Consider the following 16810-nt stretch of genomic DNA (forward strand, 5'->3'; position numbering starts at 1 on the left):
CTTTCAAGGAAGTGGGGGTTATCGGGTGAAGCTGCCGTCGATGGCAGCCGCGAACAGGTCCGCGGTGGACTTCCCCTTCTTGGGGGTTCCTCCGCGATTGCCGAGATCCAGCGATTCGACGACGGACTCCTGCGAGTCGTCCTCCGTGCTGGCGGCAGGCTTGAAGGTCTCGAGAAGTTCAGAGGCGTCGGCCTCGAGCTCCTCGCGGGTCTCGCCGACAAGCCGCTTGGCCTGTGCGGGAGTGAGGCCCTTCTCGGATGCGACCTCGAGCCGAAGTGCTCGCGCCTCGGCGGCGGCGGCGGCCTTCTCGGCAGCCTCCGCGCGCTCGATCGCACGAGTCGATTCGGTCTTGTCGCGGTCCTCGAACTCCTTGAGTCGGGCCTCGAGGTCGGCGGCACGCTTCTCGGCGGCACGCTTCTCTCGACGCTCGGCGTCCAGAGCCTTCTTGCCAGCGTCCCCGAGATCGGCCGTCGCGGCTTGGTCGGTGGCGTTGTCGTTCTCGGCGGCGTCAGTCATCGCGACTGCTCCTTTGGTGTGGCAGATCCCCGGCCCTCGCGGCTAGGGAAGATCAGTAGGCAGGCTCGGCAGTGCAGCCACAGTGGTCGTGCGCGTCGAATCCGGCGTTGTCGCGCGGATATACGCGACCGGCGAGCATCTGGCAGAAGTCGCATCCGCCGCCGCCGAGCACTCGCTCCCAGCCGCGCGCCTTCGGGTCCGACCGGATGGTCTGTGTGACCGTGTCGCGACCCGCGTTGAGCACGAGTCGGGCCATCGCCCCGGAAGACTGGGTGAGTGCGTTCGACATCGCGACATCAACGGGCACGCCGTTCGCAGCGGCCTTCTTCGCCGCGATGAGCGACGTCACTCGCAATGAAGTAGCGAACTGCTCGGCGGGCATCTGCGGGACGATGATCCGAACGTCACCCGAGAGGCCACTGGCAACGCGAAAGGCCCGCAGATAGCCCGCAGCGAGCCCTGAGGACGTCCTGCGGTTCTTGCTAACGACCCTCAGCGCCTCGGCCGCGAATCCGGGGAACGATCGGTCGAGATCGGCCCAGTCGAGCGCCGGCCACAGGTCTTCCATCTGAGCGACGGTCGACTTGCGGAGCGCGAGCTGCTGACGACGATGCATCAGCGTCAACGCGCGCGGCTCGAGAGCCATCAGGCAACAGGGTTGGTGTCAGGGTTGAAGATGGCAGCCAGATCGGCGCCCGCACCGTTCTCCAGGCGCCACGCGGCATCACGGTCCCGCTCGGTCTGCGACATGCCCAACCACTTCTCCTGCGCAGTCTGCGGCGTGATGACCGGGTTGTCGCCCGTCGTCAGCTTCACCGCAGCATCCGCGGCCTGAGCCATCGAACGGGTCTCCATCTCGGCCCACTTGACCTCGATGCGAGCCTTCGATCGAGCGTCACCGAGCGCCTTGAACGCCAGCCGGATCGCACCCTCAAGGCCGGGCTCATAGCCCTTCACGCGCCGCTGACACTTCGCCACCAGGCCGCCGACGATGAGCGCCAGCGTCTCGGCGCCGACGTTGGACACGTCGGTCAGGAAGTAGGTCGCCGGGAGACGGGATATGCGGGCCATGTGGCCGGCGATCTCCCGCGCCAGGTCGAGGTGCGGCTTCAGGTCGGTGGCGTTGAAGTCACCGAACTTTGCGTCGGCGCCTTCGGCCACGAACAGGCTCGCGATATTCGCGGCGTAGGGCGCAATGGGCTCGCCAGTAGCGGGGTCGCGAGGAACCTCGATGCCCGTCGCCCACTTCTGACGGAACGCGCCGTACTCCGCGATCGCCTGGACGTTGAACATCGTCTGGTTCAGGAGGCGCTGCGGAAGCACGAGGGGCGCGAGCTCGGATCGGATCTCGCCCAGCGGCCGGTTTTGGAGCTCGAAGAAGGGAACCTCGCCGAGCGGGTTCTTCGTGACCGCCTGCGCCCCGTTCGGCATCTGGCGCGCCAGCCACCGCGACGGACTGAAGGGGTCGCCCTCGCCGCGCTGCGTCATCCGCACCACGTAGCCCGGCGTGTAGAGCGTGCCGAACGTGTCGCCCGTCCACTCGTCGCCGAACACCTTCAGCGCGGCGATCCGCTCGCCCTCGGGGGAGTAGGCGAGCACGACCTGGCTCGGGTCTTCGTAGTTCAGACGCGGGTTCCCATCGCCCTTGGGTGGGGAGACCGACACGAACGACCGCTCGCAGATCAGCGCGGCGGCGATCGCCTCGTCAGACCCGGCATCGAAGTCCGAGTCCTTCCAGATCCGCCACGCATCCTTGTCGGCCTCGGGCTCATCGCCAATGCGGATGCCCTCGACGGACATGCGCTCAGCGGTTGCCTCCGCAGCAAGACCCATCAGGTTCGTCGTCGACAAGCCAGCCATCCGCGCGAACTTCTGCGACGTCTCCGTCGACTCAGGCAGTGGGTGAATGTCCTCGACGAGCTCGCGATACGCCGCGTACACCTCAGCACGGCGCGTGCGCTCCTCATCCAGTCGTCGCAGCCACCACTTCGGACTGCCAACGGGGGCGTCTTCCAGCATCGGCAAGGCTCCCCTCAAAACGCGTAGGTACTAGCAGGCTTCTTGGACATAGATGCGGCGAGTCGGGCCAGCACTAGGCCAACCATCGGGGCGATGTTGACGCTCGGATCGCTGCGGTCGAGACCCCATCCGCCAGCCGTGCCGATCGCCCGCTTCCGAGACCCCTCGCGCGCCGCATTGACCGACTCTTGATCCGCATGAGTAAGTCGGCCAGCCTCGAGGTTGGACTTGACTAGTCCGCAGGCGCGAGACATGTCGGAGGCGTTGCCCGTGAGCACCTTCACCCCCAGCGCCTTGAGCGTGGGGATCATGGAAGCCGCAGGGGACTGGCCGTCGATAAACACGACCGTCCCGCGGCCCGAGCGCCTCCAAGCGTCAGCCACCCACTTGACCGCGGCAGCCTCATCCATGCCAGCCCAGACTTCTTCGACGTGCGCCGAATCCTTCTCGACCCAGCACGCCTCGACCGAGATCTCCCGGCCGTGCGACATGTCCACCGCGAACCCGTTGGGCTTAGTGCCAGACGGGGGTCCGACGTCGACCGCCTCGCCCCACAGCGCGCCATTGAAGGGCGAGAACTGTTTCGTGATCTCGTCCCAGATGCCGCGGGCTTCGCGGTTCCAGGCGTCGTCGTTCTTGAGCTTCTTGCGTAGTCGCAAGAGAGCGCGATGCGTGGTGCGGTGCGGGTAGGACGGGTTCGCCTTGCGCAACTGCTCCGGGTCCATCGGGTCGGTGCCGCGATCGGCACTCGTCTCGATGTAGAGCGTCGAGTCAGACTCGCCGTCCAGCGCCTCCTGCCGAAGCAGGGTGAAGAACTCGCCAGGATCGCGCGGTCGCGGCGGGGTGCCCATGACAAAGAACAGGGGATTTGGGGCCGTGTTCTGCGTAGCGCCCAAGTCCTCAAGCGTGGACTCGGGAAGGATCTGACCCTCGTCACACACGAGCACGTCGACCCCGGCGAAGCCACGACCGAAACCAGACTCGCGAGCGCCGAACAGGATGCGTGACCCGTTGGCGAAATGGATCGCCTCGTCGCCCTTGCCGTGCAACACCTGGCGGATGTGCGGCGCCACCTTGGGCCGCTGCGCCATGCCGTCGAACTGGTCGAACGTCTCACGCGCCGTCGTCTTGCGGTGCGCCGTCCAGATCACAGTCAGGCCAGGCTTGAGGAGACACAGTGCGAAGATGATGCACGCGATCAGGTACGTCTTGCCGACCTGCCGCGGGATGCTGATGCACGTCGTGTCGGCGGCGTAAGTTCCGTCAGCCCGCTTGGCAAGGATCAGGCGTCCAGCATCGAACTGCCAGCGATCAAAGCCCCAGCCGAGCCGGTTGCAGGTCTGCGCGACCGAAGGCCACTCGGTCGAGGCGATGCCCTCGGGTGCCACCACATGGCGGGCCACATCCGAGAGCGGCCGGCGGCTAGTAGCCGGTGCCGTCCCAGGCTTCGTCATCGGCATTCACGACCACCGAGTGATCCTCGTCCTGCGAGACGACGATGGCCTCGATCTCCTTGCCGATCTCGAGCTGGCGGCGCGATAGAGCGGCGAGGTCACGGGCCGGGGTGTTCGGGTCGTCCATCGCACGGGCGATTCGGCGACGCATGGCCCGCAGCTCCTCTATTCGAGAGCCTTGCTCTGCGGCCTCAAGGATCGTCGAAGGGCGGTTCGGCTCGGCCTTCTCATCCTCGGCAACCGCGCGGAGAGGCTTGCGTACAGCCATTTCGCCTCCTCGGGTCAGGCGACCCGAAGGTCGTCGTCGGTGTAGTAGCTGAGATCGCCGCGAACGGAGTTACACCAGCGGTGAGCGAGTCTGAGATTGGACGGCGAGTGATCAGCAATGAGCGACCACGACTGGGGCTCGATGTGGTCCAGCGACGGTGCCCAGTTGTCGAGCGGGTTGGTCGTCATCAAGTCGCGATCAACGGGCTCTAGGCAGAGTTGACAGGTCCAGGAATCGCGGTCGTAGATGGCGAGCCGATCCCGCATTGCGATCTTGAAGTGTCGTTTGTTCGGGCGAGCCTTGCGGCTGCACGCCGTCGAGCAGAACCGCGATGGCGTTCCACGGCGAGTGAAGTCCGTGCCGCACTGAGCGCACTCACCGGAAACCCATGTCGACCCGACGGTACCGGCAGCTGCTCGTTCGAGTCGGTCTGCTGCGCGAGCCCTTTTGCGCTCGGCCTGCTCGAGACGTTCCCTACACCTTCGGTGATACGGGAGGTCTTTGCGGAAGGCGCCGCGGACCGGCTCGCCACACTCAACGCACTTCGCGTCTAGGCGAGGTCGTCCCGGACGATCCCAACCCGACTCGCGGAGACGCTTTTGGCGTTCGCGGCTGATCGCATTCCAGGCATCGCGGCACGGCTCACATGAGGCTTCATTTCGCCTCCGGTGCCAGTCCCGGCCGTATTGCGTTCCCCGCACTTCGTCATGTGTCTTGCGCGCCATCAAGGGCTCCTAGATGTGCGGAAGCCCCCGACGTCTAGGTCGACGGGGGCTTCCTGGCCTCGGGGATCAACCGAGGTCGCCTGCGTTGGAAAAAGCGGATGGGGGGTGTCCGTCTATGCCGAGAGGAGCGGCGGGAAATGTCTTCGGGGTCCGCCCCCGGGGTCACCAGCTTCGAGATGTGACGAACGATCGCGGCTCGACCCCGACGCGGTTCCATTTCGCGCGGTTGCACTTGCGGTGACTGGCCTGCTTGTTGCCGAGAGTGTCGGGTCCACCGTTGTCGATGGCGAGGATGTGGTCGACCTCGAACGACATGGGATCGGGTGACCGCAGCGTGTAGTCGATCGGCTGCTCACAGAGCGCGCATGGTGGCTTGGTGCGGGCGATGGCACGACGGTGCTGGTCGCGAGTGGTGGTGTTGCGGCCAGTGCTCACTCCGACTCCTCGCGCCACTCGCACCGCAGCTCGTGGGACTGGACCATCGTCGCGACCGGGTGCCGGTAGCCGCAGCCCCATCGACACGTCCAGCGCCTCAGGTCCGACATCCACAACTCCACTCGCCGCAGAGTTCACACCCCATCGTGTCGACAGGTATCGCAACAGGTTCGGCGCTCGATGTCTCGGGTCGCAGCACAGGCGTCAACGCTGAGTCCACAGCCGAGGCACCCGTCTTCGAGGACGCGCTGAAACCGATAGATCTGGCACCTCGTGGCGCCGATGCTGGGCGGCTCCATCAGGTCACCGGGTCTAGTCCGCGAACCATGCCGTCACTCGTCCAGAACGAGATCATGCGCGAGCGTGACTCGTCGCCGCGTGCGTGACGGAACCAGTTCGATCCACCGTCGAGTGCGGGGATCTGCATGAACAGTCGACCGCCGCCGTGGTCCTGCACTCGGAGGTGGTGACTGTGCGCCGCGAGGAGAACGTCTGCGTCACCGGCAGGCTGTCGTCCGCCGGCTTGGTCGTTCCACCACTTGAGCGGGTCGCGTCCGAACATGTGGCCGTGTGTCATGGCGATGTTGGTGCCGGCGACGTCGAGACAGATGGTCAGCTCGTCGTGGCCGGGGAACAGGAAGCTGACCCGATCGCCGAGCTCGTCATGTTCGTTGATGCCGTCCATGACTGCCGATGCGCCTTCGATGGCCCATGAGTCGTCGTTGAACGTGGCCATCTTGTCGCCGATGCGGTGTGCCTGGTCGTGATTGCCGGGCAGTACTGGGATGACGATGCGCTCGGCGAGGGGCAGGAACGCCTTGATCTGCGCCCACATGAGGCGGCGATAGACACGGACCTGCTGGGTGGGGGTGAGGTCGAGGCGCATGACGAGTTTGCCGCCCTGTGAGGCGACACCTTCGATGCAGTCGCCGAGCCACGGGAGAACGATCTGCGCAGCCTTCGTGCCGCGGGGAAGGTCGGCGCGCAGGCGTTGGCAGATCGCTTCAGTCTCACGGAGGAATCTGTCGACGGTTCCGCGGGTTCCGCCGCCGTCGGGCTTGCCGAGCTGGAGATCTCCGGCAGGCGCGACGAACGTTCCAAGGTCGGTAGCGATCGCCTTCGTTGCCGCAGGCTTCCACTTGCCGATCATGCTCATCAGCGCGGCATGATCATGTTCGTCGCCGCGCTGCCCCGACGTGGGAAGCATGTTGATTCGGATGGCCTCGAGCCACGGCCCGCCCTCACGCTGCTGCCACTTGGAGCGGCGAACGCTGGTGACGATCCACTGGTTCGGGTCTTCGCCGAACTCGCGGATGACGTCTTCGTGCTGGGGCTCTTGTCCAGTCTCGAAGGGCTTGGTGACGATGTAGCCACCAGTTGCCGTGTCGAGGTCGGAGCGCGGCTGCCACCCATCCGGATAAGCCTTGCGCGAGTGGGGCGCGTTCGTGGCGATCGGCCCCGCTGAAACGAGGGCCTCGATGCTCATCGGCCGCGGAGCTTCTCGCCGGCAGAGCACTGGCCGCGAGCGTGTCGGGCAAGCGTCTGGGCGGGAACCTTGTGCCCCTCGGCAGCAAGGGCCTCAGACAGCGCCGAGTACCGCCAGAGTGGATCTGCGAGCAGTCGTCGCAGTGCCGCTGCTTCCGGCGCCTCGAGGCTGCCGAGGAGGTGGCAGGTTGCGCATGGTGGGCCCTTGACGGCCTCGGGTGCTCCGGCGGCGTACAGGTCAGCGATAGCCATTGTGGCCCCTTGCGTCGGCAGGAGGCGTCGGCCTGCTGCGGATCGAGTGTTTGACCGAGACCGCACGAGGCGGGGTGTTGCGTGTTGGTCCGTGCTGATGAGCCGGCGGTGTCCCCAAGTGGGTTGGCCCCGTGTTGGCGGCGTCTCTGGGGGGTGGGTCCGGTATTCGAAGCGATTGGGCCAAGTTGAAGTCCCGCGCGCCGGCCGCCTCAAACACAGTCGGCGTGCGGGGGAATGTGGGTTACTCGCTGCCCCGCGGCTCAAGCTCGGCGGTGGCGAGGGTGACGGCCGGCGATGTCGGAGTCGGCTTGACGTCGAACGGGCTGGGTCTCGGTTCGCCCTGCCACACCTCGGGCATCGGAGCGCCGTTGTCGTAGGTGCTCACGACAAGCCGCCGAGGTCATCGATCTCTGCCTCGGTGAACCTGGTGACGTGCGCGAGCTTCTGCGCCTCGGTCATCTCCGCGAGCGCCTTGAGGTACTCGCGCATGAACTCGGGGTCAGCGAGATCGGCCGCAAGATCCTCGTAGAACATCACGACGCCGCTTCCCACGCATCCAGCAGGAGGTTGATCTTCTCGTGGGCGCGGCTACGGTGCTCGAGCCAGTGTGACGGGATGCGCTTGGCGGACTGGTTGGCCCAGCCCAGCGCTTCCTCAATCTCGGAGCGAGTGGTCTCGTCGGTGACGATCGGCGCGGTCATGGGTCATTCCCAGCCCTCACGGTAGGGGAGGCCCGATTCCTCCGGGCGTTCGTGATTCGCGACGAAACCGAGTGGCATCGCAGTGAGGTAGCCGCCGTCGACCTCGGGCATCTCGACCTCTGCGGTCGGTGCGAGCTCGATGGCCAGGACTTCCCACCCGAGGACCGTGATCGCTAGGCGCATGGCTACCCCGATCCGCCGCCGCGTCCCCTCCCGGCGCCGGTGTTCGCGGCAGCGGCGAGGTTTTGGTGGCTACACGTACCGAAGGCCCTGCCACCGAGGCTGTCCCGAGATGCACACGACCCCGGAGCCTGTTGGCAGTCCGGGGTCGTGTCCTGATTGGTGGGCTTCGGGAAAATCCCCTAGCCAATCACAGTGTGACTCTCAATACTAGTCTTGTCAAGTGCGTCTGGACCTGCTAAGCAACGCGCTTTCGGGTTTCCGCATGGATAAGCGCCGACAGGGGGCTGAACGAGAACCTGCGCGTGCGCTCGTCGCCATCACCGTGCGGCACGAGCCGGCCGTCGTCAACCCACTTCGCCACCCACCGGAACAGGGTCGACTCCGACAACTCGAAACCCATCCTGTTCGCCAGGATGCGAGCTTCGGAAACGGTGACAATCTTGTCCATCGCCTCCTGCCACATGAGCTCGTTGAGGATCGCGGTCTCGCTCTGCTCGCCGCACGCTCGGCACTTCACGGTTTCTCGACCGGGTTGCGCGTAGAGCCATTCGCCGCATTCGCAGCGACCATAGAACTTTGCGTCCGCCGGCCGATCGATCAGCCGGTAGCACTTCGCAACAGCATCGGTGATCTCGTCGACAGCGTCCGGGCCGATCTCGTCGAGCGTCAACCCGTCGACCATCCACAGCAGCCACGCAGACAGGGCGCCGAGGGTGTCGGCGGGCAGTTCCTCGTTCGGGTTGCTGTTCCGCACGCCCTCCTGGTGCGAATAGAGCGCCCAGGAGACCATCACAGCCTTGAGGTGTCCCCGAGCCTCGCTGGCACCCCAAACGACCGGAGAGGGGCGCTCTGAGGGCTTCTTGGCACCCTTCCCGCCCCCGACGCCGCGATAGTCGACGCCCTTCTGCCGCGAGATGGTCACCTCGAGCTCCTCAGCCAACCAGGGAACATCCCCAAGGGCGCGGCTCAGGCTGTCTCCGCACTCATCGCAGACGTAGGCCGCATCCCTCGTTGGTCGTCCACACCTGCACTCGTTCATGCTTCCTCCCCAATCCAGAACACAACGCCATGCCCAGTCCCAGCCGCCCGCATCTCCCGTTCGCACCACGCGGTCGCCTCTGCCTCGGTGTCGAACGCCTCGGTTGTCGAGTGGTAGCCCGGCGCCACCTGCGCGCACCACATCAGCGCTCACCGTCCAGCGCGGCGTCGATGAGGGCCGACTTGAAGCACTCGCCGCCGCAGTGGTCGGGGTCGAGCTCGTGGTACGCGTACAGCAGGGCGACGTAGGTGGCTCTCGCAACTGCACGCGCATCCCGCCGCCCAGCCTCGTAGCACCGCTCAGAGTGCATGTGCGTCACTCCATCGGGCAGTCCGCAGTTGCTCATGACGTGCCCCCGTCGGTGGTGGGCGATCCGGGCGGTGTGCTCAGCGCCGGGCGGTTCGTCTTGAGGGCGTAGAACACCCGGAAGGCGCGGTTGCTGTTGGCTACCCGCTCGGCCTCATCTCGGGCGCGCATCTCGGCGGCGAACTTCACGTCGTGCTCCGTGAGCGGTCCGAGGTCCATGACGAGCCGCAGCACCTCTAGGCGCTCCTCGGCCGCTGTCCGCTGGTGGATGTACGCCTGACAGGGGCCGTGCCAGACCTTGCTGGACCCGCTGTAGGAGTGCCGCGAATCGCGGGTCCAGCGGAAGCGGTGGCCGCAGTGGTCGCACCGGTCGAGCCGGTAGCCGTTGCGCTTGAAGCGCCGCCACCACGGGCGGATGCTGCGGAACCGGACCGTGCGCCGGAGCCAGCGACGGATTTGCGCAAACTCGGTCGTCTGCCCGCTCATGACGCCTCCTCGTTGCTGGTGGGTTGCGGCTCGGCGGCGGGCTCGAGCTCGGTAGTCGCCGCCTTGGCCTTGATGTCGCGCAGTTCGTCGACCGCGCCGCCCGTCCGGATCTTGAAGTCCGGCTCGAACGAGTGGTCATCGCCGCCGAACCTGGGTGCCGTGGCGCAGAGGGCACGCGATTTGCCGCAGATGCCGCAGCGGGTCTCGGGGGTTGTCTTCTCGGGCTCGAATCGCTCGACCCGTCGCTCCGTCCAGCAGAGTGCGGCGGTGTTGCCGATCGCTGCGGGTGTCTCTAGGTCGCGTTCGCCGGCTGCTCTGCCGATCGCTTTGATGACTTCGGCGAGGTCCAGGTGGGCGACCTTGCCGAGCGCCGACATGACTCCGGGTGCATCCCAGCGTCGTGCTCCGTGGGGACGGGCGGCGATGGCGAGCGCGGTGAGCATCTCGGCCTGGTCCTTGGTCACCGGCATGAGACACCGCCGAACCCAGCCGCGTAGCGGCCATCCATGCGCCGCGAGCTGGTCCCTCTACTGCCTAGACGATGGATGGGATTGGAAATTGAGACACCCAAAACAGCAGTAGAAGAAGTCTGGTTCTGGTTCTGGTTCTGGACCCAGCACCGCACCGCGTCCGTCCCGCGTCGTGTCCCGCGTCCCGTCCCGTCGTCTGTCCCGGTGGGACAACCTGCGTTCCGTCTCATGTCAGGACGCCTCCTTCTCGGCTTGCTTGCGACGCCACTCGGCCTTGCGTTCGGCCTCGTCGTGTCGGCGCTTCTCCCACCAGGCGGCCGACTTGTTCCACTGGAGGTAGTCGTGGACGACGTATTCGCCGTCTTCGCCCTTGATGCAGCTCTCGGTATTGCATCCCTCGCCGCCTTCATGCCAGACGTTGCAGCGGAGGAGCTCGCGCAACTCGGGGGCCTTGAACTTCGGCTTGAGTCGGTCAACGCGGCTCGCTGGGATCGCTCCGTCCGTCGTGTTCTTGGCGCAGTAACGCATCCCTGAGACGTGCAGGCGGAATGCGCCATCACTGAGGCCGTCGACCTTTGGGTGCTCGGTGAACTCGTCATCGAGGTTGAGGTAGGGCATCAGGCATCCCGCCGCTCGTGGGTCCAGTGGTGCGCCCAGAAGTCGGCGAAGTCGAGTGGGTTGTCGATGAACCGACCTGCGTCGTCCATCGTCGCGCCGACAGGGAAGGTGCTAGGGCACTTGCGGCACCGGATGGTCAAGGTTGGTGGCGTGTCGTCGGCCATCAGGCATCGCCCGTCTTTCCGGGCGGTGTGAGGATTTCGGACGCCTTCGCCAAGATGCCGTCGATCTCCCGCGCGACGGCCTCGGCTGCCGACCCCGTGCTCTCCCGCACCTCGTCGGCGGCGAGGTAGAGCGCACCAGCCCGAATGAGGTTGGACAGGTGGTCCTTGGGCTTCCACCACGCGCGATCCCACGGCCAATAGGCGTAGTCGCACCAGCGGTACGCCTCCGCTGCTCGCAGGAGACGTGCGGCTCCGTGCTCGCGGTCGTGCTCGGGAGTCCAGCCTTCGACCTGGACCTGCCTGCGGCGCTCCGCGTGGATCAGCGCCATTCCGTCGATCTGCACAAACTCGGTCGTCTGCCCACTCATGCCGCGCCGCCGTCGAAGTCGAGCGCGTCCTGCTCCTCGGTCTTGCGATAGCCGAGCTCAACGGTCTCGAGGCGGCGTGCTGCGACCTCGGCGTAGTGCTCCGTCATCTCGGACCCGACGAATGTCCGCCCCTCAATGAGAGCGGCGACTCCCGTGGTGCCACTCCCGGCGAAGGGGTCGAGAACGACGCCATCTTCCGGGACGAGGCGGATCAGGTGCCGCATGACCTCAATGGGCTTCTGCGTCTGGTGCTCGCGCTCGCGGGGGCTGCTCGCCTGGTAGAAGCCGGGGACCGATGGCTTGCCTTCGCCAGTCCCGAGCGGGCCGGCACTTCCCCAGACCACGTACTCGCAGGCGTTGGAGTAACGCCCGAGCATCGGTCGATGTGCGGGCTTGTACCAAGGCACGAGGCCGCGCCAGACCCAGCCGCCAGCCTGTAGGGCGTCGGTGGTTGCCGGGAGCTGTCGCCAGTCGGTGAACAGGGCAGCGATGCCGCCCGGCTTGACGATGCGCAGACACTCAGAGAGCCAGAGGGAGCACCAGTAGGCGTAGGCCCGCTGATCGCGGTTGTCGCCCGTGAAGTCGGTTCCCTGGCCGTTGATGTTGGTCGTGCTGACGTACTTGTCGCCAGTGCCCTGCGTGCGGTCGCCCCGTACCATGCCGCCCGACGAGTACGGAGGATCTGTGATCAGGGCGTCGACGCTTGCGGTCGGCAGCGATGCCAGGACAGCGAGGGCGTCGGCGTTGTAGAGAGTGGATCGAGAGTCCGCGTAGTACGGCGCTGGTGGTCGTGGGATAGTAGGCATCAGCCTTCGCTCCTCGGTTGTGTCGAGTGATGCGGGGTCAGGCTCGGAGCGGTGTTAGCGCACCTCTTCGGGCCGCTTTCATTGTCCCACACTTCGACCGATTTTGCCGGGCCGCTCGGACGAGAATCCCGCTCAACTGAGCCAACCTGGGCGTTCACGCAGCGTCCCCCGACCGAGGACGATTCGCCTCGGCGTGCGCTTTCTTGCACGGGCCACAAGGTGTCGTCTTGGAGTAGCGGACATGGTTCACGTACCCGCCGTTCGTGCCGCACTTGGCTCGCCCGTACTGATTGCGGGGCTGCTCGTCATCAATCGGCCGCGGACCGTCCCAGACCAAGATGGAACCGCGACGAACCCAGTAGCCCCCGGTGAGCGCGTCAGCATCGGTGTAGCCACGACGCAGGCCCGGTTCGATGCTGCGGCATTCGCGACAGACGCCGTCACCCCATGCTGGCTTGAGACACCAACCGCAGCGGCTCGGCGCCGGGTCGTCGCTGTAGGCCGCGACATTCGTTGACCTCATAGATCGAATTCCTTCCACTTGGAGGCGGTCTCGCGCGTGACACTGAAGAACCGCGTAGGTATGCCGGGGCCGCTAGTGGCCAGGAGTGCGAGGCAGCCGAGTTGTTCGGCGATGCTCACGAGCCGGTCGCGATCTGCGGGGCCGATGGTCTTGGACTTCGCGGTGCCGACCTGGACGAGTGCGGCGCCGTAGAACGGGTGGAGCATGAACAGGTCGGCGCATCCCTTGGAGGCTGCGGACCTCATGACTTGTAGCCAGCCGTGGTCCTGCATCAGCTTGGAGATGCGGTGCTCACGGGCGCGACCGTTCGATGCGGTGCTCATGACAGCCCATCGGGCAGCGTCGGGTCGATGCTCGTTGCCTCGTAGCAAGAGAGTTCGTCGTTATCGCCGTGGCAGTACCAACGCTCTCCGGTGGCAGCGGTCCAGATCGACGCGAACCCTTCGGCGGGGCTCTTGCCGCAGAGATAACAGGGCCGTTCGTGGTGCTCGCTCATCGGCCCCTCGCGATCTTCAGTGCCGTGTCGAGGTCGATCAGGTTCACGGTCAGCGCGAGACCGGCAGCGAGGACGACGCTGACGAGGATGAGGCCGTGGGCGGTGGTGACGAGGTGGGCGGTCATGCGGTGGCCTCCATCAGGATCGGTGCAGCGTTGGCGGCGAACACGGCCCGCGCGAACCCCATAGGCGTCGCGGACCGGAAGTTGGCACGCTCGGCAGACGGGGGCGCCTTGTGGATGCGGTCGTCGGGCGTACCGAGCTCGGGGTTCTGCTGCACGGGCGGCATCCGGAATCCGCCCCCGGTCCAGAGGCACGTCTCTTTCGTGTAATTGTCGGCCGGCTCAAGCGCCGTGAAGTCGCACGGATCGAAGACGTGATCCCGAGGACCAAACACCCGCCGCAACGCGCCCACCGGGTTCTCCACGAACCAAGGGGCGCCCGAGAGGAGCCCCACTGTGCGGCACTGTTCGGCCACTGCGACGGCCTTGGCCTGGAACATGTAGTCCTTCGCTCGCTTGTCGACCCACCAGCGGGCGCCACTGCCGGACAGGTCGGTGCAGGGGGGCCATCCGGCGACGAACGCGACCCGGCCGGTGCGGATGACGTTGCCCAGGTCGGGCAGGGCTTCCTCGACGGTCATCGCTAGCTTCGTGACCCGTCCGTCGCTGCTGGAGAAGCCGTGTTGGGGGTCGACGAGGATCGCGTCGTATCCGGCGTCAACCCATGGCGTGGTGAAGACGCCGGTGAGGTCGCAGAGGCTGATGACGACCGGACGCCCCGATGGTGGTGCGGTCGGGGCGCTCACGGGGCAGCCTCGAGTGCAGCAACCTCGGCCTCGATCGCCTTGCGTCGCTCGGGGTCAGCAGTTCTCCACTCGGCTGCGAGCTGTTCCTTGCGGGTGAGCTCGGGCAGCGGGTCGACGGTGTAAAGCACGCTCTTCTTCTGCGACTCACGCAGGGCGAGCTTGAACCGCTCGGAGATGTGCGACAGGTGGGAGACGCGAATGCCGCCAACCTCTTCGCCGGCCCACTTCGCAGTGGGGTCGCGGAACACGGTCATGCGTGCGCCTTGCGGCCAGTCGTCCGTCTCTTCGCCCCATGCGTAGTCGAGGATTCGTAGGACCGTCTTGGATGGCTTGAACGGACGACCGGGCCACTCGACGAGGTGAATCTGAACGGGCTGGTCGGAGTTGCCTTCGCGCACCTCCGCGATGGTCACGGTCTGTGGACCGCCGATGAGATCCGAGCTGTTGAGTTGGTCGCTCTTGGCAAGGATGGCTTTCGAGATGTTCATGTCTCAGGCGCTTTCTACGAAGGGGTTGAGGTGCGCCGGAATCAGCTCGGCGTACCGGTAGAAGTAGTTCGCGGGCAGCGCGGTCGGCTCGACGTGCAGGGTCGGGTAGCCGGCCCACTCGCCGCTCGCGATGGCCTCGGCGAAGATCGCGATGGCTCGGTCGTTCAGTGCTGCCGCGATCTCCATTGCCAGCTCGTCACAGGTGTGAACCTGCACGAGGTAGGGGTAGGTCTTCTCCTGGCAGATGAAGCGCATGGGCCGGTCGCCCGCCGGGTGGCCGATGGCGCGTAGGCCGCGGAGGTAGAAGTCGGCTTGCTGGTGATAGCCGTACTTCGACATGGACCGCTCGAACCCCGTAGCCGATGCGTCGTCACACGTCTTGTAGTCGTCGCCGACATCTCCGAGGAGGTCGAAGCGGCCACGACACCAAGCGCCTTGCTCCTGCCAGAAGACCGACACCTCGGGCGTTCCGGCGTCGAGCATTGCAGCGACCTCGGGGTTGGCCCGCAACGCCTTCGCCATACCGATCACCTGGTCGCGCTCGTCCTCCTTGACGGCGATAACCCGTTCGGCAGCGATGGCCTCCGCGTGCTCGGCACGCTCTTCCTTGCCCGCCTTTGTGCGGCCGTCGTGCTGCCACACGATCAGGTCGGGACCGGCGCCGAGGGCGTGGAGGTGTGCTGCCTTGCCGAGATTCATCGACGCGGTTGGCCTGCGGTCACGGTGCGTAGCGATCGCCTTCGCCGGCACATGCTCGGTCAGTCGACGGGCGAGCGACGATGACAGGGAGCCCCCAGGGACCGGATCGCCGTGGTAGGTCTCGTCGCTCATGTTGAACACGAGGCCGGGCTTCGTGATCTTCATGCGACATCGCCACCCATCCACCCAGGAGCGCCCCAGTTGCGGAGTTCGACGTGGTAGATCCGGTGATCGCGGATGCACAACGGGTCGATGTCGCAGTCGCACAGGTCTTCGGGCTTGCAACCGACCGAGCACATGGGGCAGCTCGTCGGCTCGTCGTCGTAGCGCGTCATGGCGTCACCTCGGGGGAGGTCGCAATTTCGACGATCGGGTTGTAGTGGCCCACGGCTTCGTCGAGGAGGCGCTGGACGAGGGCGCGGTGGTCGTCGGGGTTGTTGCCCCAGCCGGGCACGGGGTCCAGGTCGATCTCAACGACGAGGTGTGACCGGCGCCGCGGAAACAGGCGGGCCATCATCTCGGCGGGGTCGGACAGCTGCCCGTTTTCGCTCGTCTGCTCAGTCATGCCACGTCTCCGTTCGTGAGCGCTTCGATGTCGGCGCGGACGGATGCCTCGAACCCGGCGCTGTTGCCGATCCGCATGGCCTGTCGCGCCCATGCCTCAAACTCGGCGTCACTGGCGTCGGGGCTGGGGATGTTGGCCTGGTAGCGGCTCTCGTCGATGGCGTCGCAGGTCCAGATGACGGCGAGCGCGGCGACAAAGAGAACGCCGCAGAGGACTACGAACGCGGTCATGGGGTCACTTCCGTTGCGGTCGGGGCGAGCTCGAGGAACCGGCGCCAGGCACGTCGCGCACCGGACTTGGACGAGTAGCCCTGTCCTGAGTCGGCGACGATCTGGTGGTTGCCGGCGATGAGGTGCCAGCGCCACTTGTCGTTGTGGTCGGGCCAGAAGTGGACGCGGGCGGTCACGGGGTCACGCCCTCGGAGAGCACGCGGACGACGGCGATGTCGTCCCATTCGACGGACGTGCTGCCGTCACACCACGGCGCCGTAGACATGGGCGAGGTGTAGAGCACCCACCGTTCGCCGTCGCGGTCCTCGACTACGGCGCCCAGTCCGGTCGGCTCCTCGAGCTTCGGGAGGGCGGGGATGTCGGACGGGTTCAGCATCCACCGCAGCCCTACTTGGAGTGCGTCGATCAACGAGACGCCGACCACGGCCGGACCCTGCTGCTCGCGGATAAGCGGGATCGCTCGGTCCTGCGCCATCCACAGTCGCTCGACCTGTTCGCGGTCCTCGGGGTCGATCACAACGAGGGGGCGAGCCTCGGCGGTCGGCGGCGACACGGCATCCGAGACGCCGTAGGACCACACGAAGCCACCGGGACGCACAGAGTAGATCGCCACATTCCAGACGTCCCACTCGTTCCGCACCATCGCCACGTCGCCCGGCGCCCAGTCGCGCATCACGCCACCGCCCCACGAGCCGCAGCCCAGTAC

At 66.3% G+C, this 16810-nt stretch carries 27 protein-coding genes; all 27 read right to left on the reverse strand.

Annotated elements, in window-relative coordinates; all coding sequences use genetic code 11:
• Nucleotides 1-18: 18 nt before the first annotated feature.
• On the reverse strand, nucleotides 19-516 hold the full coding sequence (locus N538_RS27475; RefSeq protein ID WP_051549266.1) for a hypothetical protein: 498 nt from the start codon (nucleotides 514-516) through the stop codon (nucleotides 19-21).
• A 52-nt stretch (nucleotides 517-568) separates the two neighbouring features.
• Nucleotides 569-1162 carry a VG15 protein gene (locus N538_RS25365; RefSeq protein WP_036570544.1) on the reverse strand — a complete coding sequence of 198 codons (594 nt, stop codon included), beginning with the start codon at nucleotides 1160-1162 and terminating at the stop codon, nucleotides 569-571.
• Nucleotides 1162-2535 (reverse strand): phage portal protein, encoded by a 1374-nt coding sequence (locus N538_RS0113420; protein WP_081790468.1) that lies wholly within the window; start codon nucleotides 2533-2535, stop codon nucleotides 1162-1164. The genes N538_RS25365 and N538_RS0113420 overlap by 1 nt, the downstream gene beginning before the upstream one ends.
• A gap of 14 nt (nucleotides 2536-2549) precedes the next feature.
• Entirely contained in the window at nucleotides 2550-3995 is a 1446-nt protein-coding gene (locus tag N538_RS0113425; RefSeq protein ID WP_028637727.1) for a terminase large subunit domain-containing protein, read from the reverse strand.
• Complete coding sequence (locus tag N538_RS29030) at nucleotides 3958-4257, reverse strand: hypothetical protein (RefSeq protein ID WP_197025338.1); 300 nt, start codon at nucleotides 4255-4257, stop codon at nucleotides 3958-3960. The genes N538_RS0113425 and N538_RS29030 overlap by 38 nt, the downstream gene beginning before the upstream one ends.
• 887 nt (nucleotides 4258-5144) lie before the next feature.
• Nucleotides 5145-5417, reverse strand: a complete 273-nt coding sequence (locus N538_RS0113440; RefSeq protein ID WP_028637728.1) for an HNH endonuclease — start codon at nucleotides 5415-5417, stop codon at nucleotides 5145-5147.
• A 298-nt stretch (nucleotides 5418-5715) separates the two neighbouring features.
• The gene (locus tag N538_RS27490) at nucleotides 5716-6903 is read right to left on the reverse strand and encodes a metallophosphatase family protein (RefSeq protein ID WP_051549268.1); all 1188 of its coding nucleotides are present in this window, start codon (nucleotides 6901-6903) and stop codon (nucleotides 5716-5718) included.
• A 632-nt stretch (nucleotides 6904-7535) separates the two neighbouring features.
• Complete coding sequence (locus N538_RS28500; protein ID WP_197025339.1) at nucleotides 7536-7706, reverse strand: hypothetical protein; 171 nt, start codon at nucleotides 7704-7706, stop codon at nucleotides 7536-7538.
• A complete protein-coding gene (locus N538_RS28505; protein ID WP_155992096.1) occupies nucleotides 7688-7855 on the reverse strand; it encodes a hypothetical protein in 168 nt (55 codons plus the stop codon). The genes N538_RS28500 and N538_RS28505 overlap by 19 nt, the downstream gene beginning before the upstream one ends.
• A gap of 418 nt (nucleotides 7856-8273) precedes the next feature.
• Nucleotides 8274-8960: a hypothetical protein gene (locus N538_RS0113475; protein ID WP_155992097.1), complete on the reverse strand. Its 687-nt coding sequence runs from the start codon at nucleotides 8958-8960 to the stop codon at nucleotides 8274-8276.
• A 259-nt stretch (nucleotides 8961-9219) separates the two neighbouring features.
• The gene (locus N538_RS28510; protein WP_155992098.1) at nucleotides 9220-9387 is read right to left on the reverse strand and encodes a hypothetical protein; all 168 of its coding nucleotides are present in this window, start codon (nucleotides 9385-9387) and stop codon (nucleotides 9220-9222) included.
• Nucleotides 9388-9419: 32 nt separating this feature from the next.
• Nucleotides 9420-9869: a hypothetical protein gene (locus tag N538_RS0113490; protein ID WP_028637731.1), complete on the reverse strand. Its 450-nt coding sequence runs from the start codon at nucleotides 9867-9869 to the stop codon at nucleotides 9420-9422.
• Complete coding sequence (locus N538_RS0113495) at nucleotides 9866-10333, reverse strand: hypothetical protein (RefSeq protein WP_231496213.1); 468 nt, start codon at nucleotides 10331-10333, stop codon at nucleotides 9866-9868. Before N538_RS0113495 ends, N538_RS0113490 begins: the two co-directional genes overlap by 4 nt.
• Nucleotides 10334-10570: 237 nt before the next feature.
• Nucleotides 10571-10957: a hypothetical protein gene (locus tag N538_RS0113500; RefSeq protein WP_028637733.1), complete on the reverse strand. Its 387-nt coding sequence runs from the start codon at nucleotides 10955-10957 to the stop codon at nucleotides 10571-10573.
• A 163-nt stretch (nucleotides 10958-11120) separates the two neighbouring features.
• Complete coding sequence (locus N538_RS27495) at nucleotides 11121-11489, reverse strand: hypothetical protein (RefSeq protein WP_051549269.1); 369 nt, start codon at nucleotides 11487-11489, stop codon at nucleotides 11121-11123.
• Nucleotides 11486-12295 carry a DNA-methyltransferase gene (locus N538_RS0113515; protein WP_036570439.1) on the reverse strand — a complete coding sequence of 270 codons (810 nt, stop codon included), beginning with the start codon at nucleotides 12293-12295 and terminating at the stop codon, nucleotides 11486-11488. The genes N538_RS27495 and N538_RS0113515 overlap by 4 nt, the downstream gene beginning before the upstream one ends.
• A 519-nt stretch (nucleotides 12296-12814) precedes the next feature.
• Nucleotides 12815-13141, reverse strand: a complete 327-nt coding sequence (locus N538_RS0113520) for a hypothetical protein (RefSeq protein WP_028637735.1) — start codon at nucleotides 13139-13141, stop codon at nucleotides 12815-12817.
• Complete coding sequence (locus N538_RS28515) at nucleotides 13138-13314, reverse strand: hypothetical protein (protein ID WP_155992099.1); 177 nt, start codon at nucleotides 13312-13314, stop codon at nucleotides 13138-13140. Before N538_RS28515 ends, N538_RS0113520 begins: the two co-directional genes overlap by 4 nt.
• On the reverse strand, nucleotides 13311-13439 hold the full coding sequence (locus tag N538_RS29515; protein WP_269320354.1) for a hypothetical protein: 129 nt from the start codon (nucleotides 13437-13439) through the stop codon (nucleotides 13311-13313). The genes N538_RS28515 and N538_RS29515 overlap by 4 nt, the downstream gene beginning before the upstream one ends.
• Nucleotides 13436-14122 carry a hypothetical protein gene (locus tag N538_RS0113530; RefSeq protein ID WP_051549270.1) on the reverse strand — a complete coding sequence of 229 codons (687 nt, stop codon included), beginning with the start codon at nucleotides 14120-14122 and terminating at the stop codon, nucleotides 13436-13438. The genes N538_RS29515 and N538_RS0113530 overlap by 4 nt, the downstream gene beginning before the upstream one ends.
• On the reverse strand, nucleotides 14119-14610 hold the full coding sequence (locus N538_RS0113535) for a hypothetical protein (protein WP_028637737.1): 492 nt from the start codon (nucleotides 14608-14610) through the stop codon (nucleotides 14119-14121). Before N538_RS0113535 ends, N538_RS0113530 begins: the two co-directional genes overlap by 4 nt.
• A gap of 3 nt (nucleotides 14611-14613) precedes the next feature.
• On the reverse strand, nucleotides 14614-15474 hold the full coding sequence (locus N538_RS25390; protein ID WP_051549271.1) for a PD-(D/E)XK nuclease-like domain-containing protein: 861 nt from the start codon (nucleotides 15472-15474) through the stop codon (nucleotides 14614-14616).
• Nucleotides 15471-15644, reverse strand: coding sequence for a hypothetical protein (locus tag N538_RS28520; protein ID WP_155992100.1), 174 nt, complete (start codon nucleotides 15642-15644; stop codon nucleotides 15471-15473). The genes N538_RS25390 and N538_RS28520 overlap by 4 nt, the downstream gene beginning before the upstream one ends.
• Entirely contained in the window at nucleotides 15641-15874 is a 234-nt protein-coding gene (locus N538_RS0113550; protein ID WP_028637738.1) for a hypothetical protein, read from the reverse strand. The genes N538_RS28520 and N538_RS0113550 overlap by 4 nt, the downstream gene beginning before the upstream one ends.
• On the reverse strand, nucleotides 15871-16104 hold the full coding sequence (locus tag N538_RS0113555) for a hypothetical protein (RefSeq protein WP_028637739.1): 234 nt from the start codon (nucleotides 16102-16104) through the stop codon (nucleotides 15871-15873). Before N538_RS0113555 ends, N538_RS0113550 begins: the two co-directional genes overlap by 4 nt.
• Nucleotides 16101-16280 (reverse strand): YegP family protein, encoded by a 180-nt coding sequence (locus tag N538_RS25395; RefSeq protein WP_036570443.1) that lies wholly within the window; start codon nucleotides 16278-16280, stop codon nucleotides 16101-16103. Before N538_RS25395 ends, N538_RS0113555 begins: the two co-directional genes overlap by 4 nt.
• Nucleotides 16277-16777, reverse strand: coding sequence for a hypothetical protein (locus N538_RS0113565; protein WP_155992101.1), 501 nt, complete (start codon nucleotides 16775-16777; stop codon nucleotides 16277-16279). Before N538_RS0113565 ends, N538_RS25395 begins: the two co-directional genes overlap by 4 nt.
• Between the last annotated feature and the right edge of the window lie 33 nt (nucleotides 16778-16810).

The organism is Nocardioides sp. URHA0032, from assembly GCF_000620645.1.
Taxonomy (GTDB): Bacteria; Actinomycetota; Actinomycetes; order Propionibacteriales; family Nocardioidaceae; genus Nocardioides.